Genomic DNA, 5,163 nt, shown 5'->3' with positions numbered 1-5,163 from the left:
TCCGTCGTCGGCAGCGTCAGATGTGTATAAGAGACAGGGCTCAGGGGGCGGTGGCGGGCGTGGTGGCCGCTCGGAGGGCCTCGAGGACGCGGCGGTCGATGCCGTCGGGGCTCAGCCGCGCCTCGTAGTTGGCGTTGCCGGCCCAGTCGGCCAGCGCGGTGGGAAGGTCGGGCGCGCCGCCGTCGCCGACGGGGTGACCGAGGCGGGCGAGCCGGTCGGCGACCTCCTCGCCGAGGAGCCCGGTGAGCGGCTGCACGTCCTCCGGCTTGCCGAAGTACAGCTCCCACTCGTCGAGCAGCCGCCCGAGCTCGGCGACCGGGTCGGGGTGGTCGTCGACGCGCAGGTCGGCGAGGACGCCGCACGCGTCGTAGCCCGCCCCCGGCTCGACGGCGTAGACGGCCGCGCTCTGCCGGCCGCGCGAGTCACCACCGGCGGCGTCGCCGGCCGCGAGGGCGACGAGCAGGCGTCGGGACAGCCCCTGGCCCGCGGAGCCGTGCCACGCCTCCTCCATGGCCGCCACGACCTCGGGCCCGGTGAGGATGTTGCCCTGAATGGCGTAGGCGGTGTCGCCGTCCTCGCGCGCGACGCCCCCGGCCCACGGGTTGCACTCCGAGCCGGTGAAGGTGGCCGCGCTCGTGGCCCCGACGACGCCCACCTGGCGTGTCTCGCGGTCGGTGTCGAGGGCGGTGGCCGCGTCGACCGCCGACGCCGCGTCCTGTCCTGCGCCGAGGAGTGAGAGCAGCTCGTCGACGTAGGCCACGCGCGCATAGGACTGGGTGGCGACGGCCCCGGTGCCGAGGCGTGCACCGGGTACGACGGCACCGACCGCGAGGAACCTGCTGGCGACGGCGACGCCGTAGGCCTCACCCTGCCGGGCGACGATCGAGAACGTCACGGCCCGCCGCCTCAGGAGTAGACGTGCGGCGCCAGGGTGCCGACGCAGCGCAGGTTGCGGTACTTCTCGGCGTAGTCGAGGCCGTAGCCGACGACGAACTCGTTGGGGATGTCGAAGCCGACGTACCGAACCGGGATGTCGACCTTGACGACGTCCGGCTTGCGCAGCAGCGTGCAGATCTCGACCGAGGCGGGTCGGCGCGACTCGAGGTTCGACTTGATCCACGACAGCGTCAGGCCCGAGTCGATGATGTCCTCGACGATGAGCACGTGCCGCCCGGTGATGTCGGTGTCGAGGTCCTTCAGGATGCGCACGACGCCCGAGGACTTGGTGCCCGAGCCGTACGACGACACGGCCATCCAGTCCATCGGCGCCGTGCCGGGCAGGGCGCGCATGAGGTCGGCCATGACGACGACAGCGCCCTTGAGGACGCCGACGAGCAGGAAGTCCTTGCCCTCGTAGTCCTTCCAGATCTCCTCTGCGAGCTCGGCGAGACGGGCCTGGATCTGCTCCTCGGTGAAGAGGACCTTGGCCAGGTCGTCGCCCATGTGCTCGTGGTCCACGGGGGCTCCTTCGCGTTGTGCGGTGGGACGCGCACGGACGTGCGGACCCATTCAAGCGCAGCGGGCCGCGCGCGTCAGCGCCCGCCCCGGGCGCCGACGTGCGAGGCCCGGCGACCACAGCCCTCGCGGCCCGGCCCGCAAGGCAGCCCGTCGGGCTCAGCCTGCGGCGGCTCGGCCCGCCGGGTCGAGGACGGTGAAGCGGATGGCCCCCCGCTCGCGCGCCACGGCGATGCCGCCGGGGACGTGCAGCGGGCCCTGACCGTGCCACGAGGTGAGCAGCGCGTCGAGCGACTCGACGTGCGCGGCGGTGACGTCGGCGAGCGGTGCCCCGGCCTCGGCGGCGAGCAGCCGCCACACGCGCGTGCGCAGGGCCCGCGGCAGCGCGGCGAGCGCCTCGAGGTCGACGCCGCCGCCCGGGATCTCCGGCAGCCCGGCCCGCGCCTGGCGGGCCAGCGTCTCGAGGTAGTCGGCGTCCTCGCGCAGCAGGTCCGCGCTGCGGGCCAGGGCCGCGCCGAAACCCGGTCCGAGGTCGGCCTCGAGGGTGGCGAGCAGGCGCCGGGCCCGGACCCGCCGGAAGCTGTCGTCGGCGTTCTGGGGGTCCTCCCACGGCTCGATGCCGTAGGCCTCGCAGGCGGCGAGCGTCGTGGCCCGCGGCAGCGCCAGCAGGGGCCGCACGAAGCGTCCGCGTCGAGCCGGCATCCCGCTCAACGAGCGCGCGCCCGACCCGCGGGACAGACCCAGGAGCACCTGCTCGGCCTGGTCGTCGCGGGTGTGGCCGATGAGCACGACCTCGACGCCGAGCCGGCTCGCGACCTGCTCGAACGCGGCGTACCGGGCGGTGCGGGCGTCGGCCTCGAGTCCTGACCCGGAGGGCTGGACATCGACCCGGACGACCTCGACCGGTTCCAGGCCCATGCCACGGCACACGTCCGCCGCGTGGTCGGCGACCCGGTCGGAGCCCTCCTGGAGCCCGTGGTCGACGACGACGGCGCCGGCGCGCATCCCGACCCGCGGCGCCTCGAAGGCGAGGGCGCCGGCGAGGGCGACGGAGTCCGGACCACCCGAACAGGCGACGAGGACGAGGGCCCCCGGCGGCAGGTCGAGCAGGTGCTCGCGGACCGCGAGGCGCGTGACGGCGACGGCGGGATCGGGACCGGGCATCTCGGCGGGAGCCTCCATGCCTCAGCCGTGGACCCGGCGCACCCAGGCGCCCGGCTCGACGATCTCGGCCGCCCGGGGCAACGCCTCGGGCGAGGACCACACGGCGTTGAAACCGTCGCGGCCCACCTGGTCGCTGACCGCCCGCACGAAGACGGCACCGTCGCGGTACTGGCGCATCTTGGCCTCGAGGCCGAGCAGGCGCCGCAGGATCCGGTCGATGCCGACCGACGCCGACCGGCGCTGGTCGAACTTGCGCCGGATCTCGGCGACGCTCGGGATGACCTTCGGCCCGACGTCGTCCATGACGACGTCGGCGTGGCCCTCGAGCAGCGACATGACGGCGGTCAGCTCGGCGATGCGGGCCCGCTGCTCGGGCGTCGCGAGGATCTGGGCGATGCCCTCTCCGGAGGTGAACACCTCCGGCAGGTTGCGGGCCAGCTGCTCGAGCCGCCGGTTGAGGTCCTCGGGGGTCGGGGCGAGGTCGACGGCGAGGGCCTGCGACTCGCGCACCAGGTGGTCGCGCAGCCACGGCACCGCGGTGAACTGCACCCGGTGCGTCTCCTCGTGCATCGCGACCCAGCGGCGGAAGTCGGTTGGGTCGACGTCGAGGCGGCGCTCGGTGGCGACGATGTTGGGAGCGACGAGGAGCAGCCGTGGAGTGCCGCCCGGCGCGAGGTCGTACTGACCGAGCACCTTGGTGGCGAGGAACGCGAGCAGGCCGCCCATCTCGGCGCCGGTGACCTTGCCGCCGATCGCGGTGGCTGCGGCGCTCGGGACCTTCTTGCGGGCCACGAGCTTGTCGACGACCGGGTCGAGCATGGCGCGGAAGGAGTCGACGTTGGCCTCGATCCAGCCGATGCGGTCGACGACGAGGGGCGCGGGCGCGTCGTGCGGCGCGACGAGACCGCTCGTCGTGGCCACCGGCTCGACGGCTGCCGTGGCAGCGGCCCGGAGGTCGGCGACCACGGCCGCGGCCTCCGCGGAGGTCACCTGGGGCCCGGCGGCGACGACGGTGCGCCCGGCGCGCTTGGCGAACTCGTAGTCGACGTACTGCGCGCTGACCCCGTTCGGGCCGCTCCGGCCCTTGGGGCCACCGTGAGGGCCGTTCGTCCCCCCGTCGGTGACGGTCGTGTCGGTCATCGCGGCCCTTTCGGTTCGTGACGGCTCTCGTGACGGTCTGGGTCAGCGGCCCGGTCGGGGTCGCGCGAGTCCGGCCGTCGGTCCTCGACTCGCGCCCGCAGGAGTCACCGGTCCGTCAGCGACAGCCGCACCCGGCGACGGTCGCCACCAGACGGTCCAACGCCGCTCGCGCGTCGTTGGTTCCCGCTCCGGCGACCATACCCACGAACACGAGGAGTCGGCCGTCGTCGTCGACGACCGAACCGGCGAGCGCGTTGGCACCGGTCAGCGTGCCGGTCTTGGCACGCGCGCGGCCCGCGGCCTCGTGGTCGGCGCCGGTGAAGCGTCCCTCCAGCGTGCCGGTGAGACCCCCGATGGGCATCCCGTCGAGGGCCCGGCGCAGCACCGGGTGGCGACCGTCGTAGCCGAGGACGAGCACGTCGGCGAGCAGGTCGGCGCGCACCCGGTTCTCGCGGCTGAGCCCCGACGCGTCCGCCAGGGTCACCCCCGTCGTGTCGAGGCCGAGCGCGCCGACCTGCGACACGACCCAGGCGCCGACCTCGGGGAACGACGTGCCGGCGCCGGTCCGGAAGGCGGCCTGGCGGGCGAGGATCTCGGTGAGCGCGTTGTCGCTGTCGGTGAGGGCGAGGGCCAGCTGGTCGCGGACCGGAGCGGACTCGATCCGGCCCAGGACGGTACCGGGCGCGTAGCCGCCGGAGGCCGCCGAGCCCGTCGCGCCCGTGGGGCGGGTCGCGTCCGCCCCGCCCGTCGCGTCGGCGGTGCCGGTCGCGCCCGTGGACCCCGCCGACCCGGTCGTGCCGTCGAGCGACGGCGACGGCGCGGGCGCCGGGACGATCGCGGTGTTGTCGGTGCGGCCCCGCCGGACGAGCGCCTCCGGACGCTTCTCGACGGTGACCGCGATGCCGTCGGCCCCGAGGAGGTCGGCGAGCCGGTCGCGCACCGAGGCCACGGGGTCGGCGAGCGCGGGGTGCCCGGACCGGGCCCGCTGGGTGCTGAGGCCGAGCATCGACACCGGGCCGGTCAGGGCGAGGCGCCGGAAGTCGCTGCCCCACGTCGTCGCGAGGAGCGGGCCGTCGGCGTAGGACTCGTCGACGGACAGGCGCACCGCCGTGACCCCGCGCGCCTCCAGGGCCCGGGCCACCTCGTCGGCGAGGTCGCGCAGGCCGGCACGCCCGGCGACGGCGTCCGGGTCGCCCTTGCCGGGGTTGATGAGCGAGTCGCCGCCCGCGACGAGCACGATCTCGTCGGCGGCGGCGCCGGCGCGCACGACGGTCGACAGCGTCTCGTCGGTGTGGAAGACCTGCCCGATGGCGGCGGCGGACAGCAGCTTGGTCGTGGAGGCGGGGATGCGCAGGGCGGCGCCGTCCCTGTCTCTTATACACATCTGACGCTGCCGACGACGGA

General features: G+C 75.0%; 5 protein-coding genes. All 5 read right to left on the bottom strand.

The features are described from left to right. Window positions 1-40: 40 nt before the first annotated feature. Window positions 41-895 (bottom strand): DUF1028 domain-containing protein, encoded by an 855-nt coding sequence (locus tag ACPYOM_RS20830; protein ID WP_481347412.1) that lies wholly within the window; start codon window positions 893-895, stop codon window positions 41-43. A gap of 11 nt (window positions 896-906) precedes the next feature. Then, complete coding sequence (hpt, locus tag ACPYOM_RS20825) at window positions 907-1,458, bottom strand: hypoxanthine phosphoribosyltransferase (protein WP_481341352.1); 552 nt, start codon at window positions 1,456-1,458, stop codon at window positions 907-909. Window positions 1,459-1,614: 156 nt separating this feature from the next. Further along, window positions 1,615-2,619, bottom strand: coding sequence for a tRNA lysidine(34) synthetase TilS (tilS, locus tag ACPYOM_RS20820; RefSeq protein WP_481347413.1), 1,005 nt, complete (start codon window positions 2,617-2,619; stop codon window positions 1,615-1,617). Between the two features lie 21 nt (window positions 2,620-2,640). Next, a complete protein-coding gene (locus ACPYOM_RS20815; protein WP_481347411.1) occupies window positions 2,641-3,759 on the bottom strand; it encodes a zinc-dependent metalloprotease in 1,119 nt (372 codons plus the stop codon). Window positions 3,760-3,874: 115 nt separating this feature from the next. Then, window positions 3,875-5,163, bottom strand: a 1,289-nt coding sequence (locus tag ACPYOM_RS20810; protein ID WP_481347410.1) for a D-alanyl-D-alanine carboxypeptidase/D-alanyl-D-alanine-endopeptidase, incomplete at its 5' end; no start/stop codon positions are given.

Source organism: Monashia sp. HAY1-2A (assembly GCF_056755315.1).
Note: the sequence above shows the minus strand (reverse complement) of the source record. Positions and strands in the feature narration are given on the sequence as shown.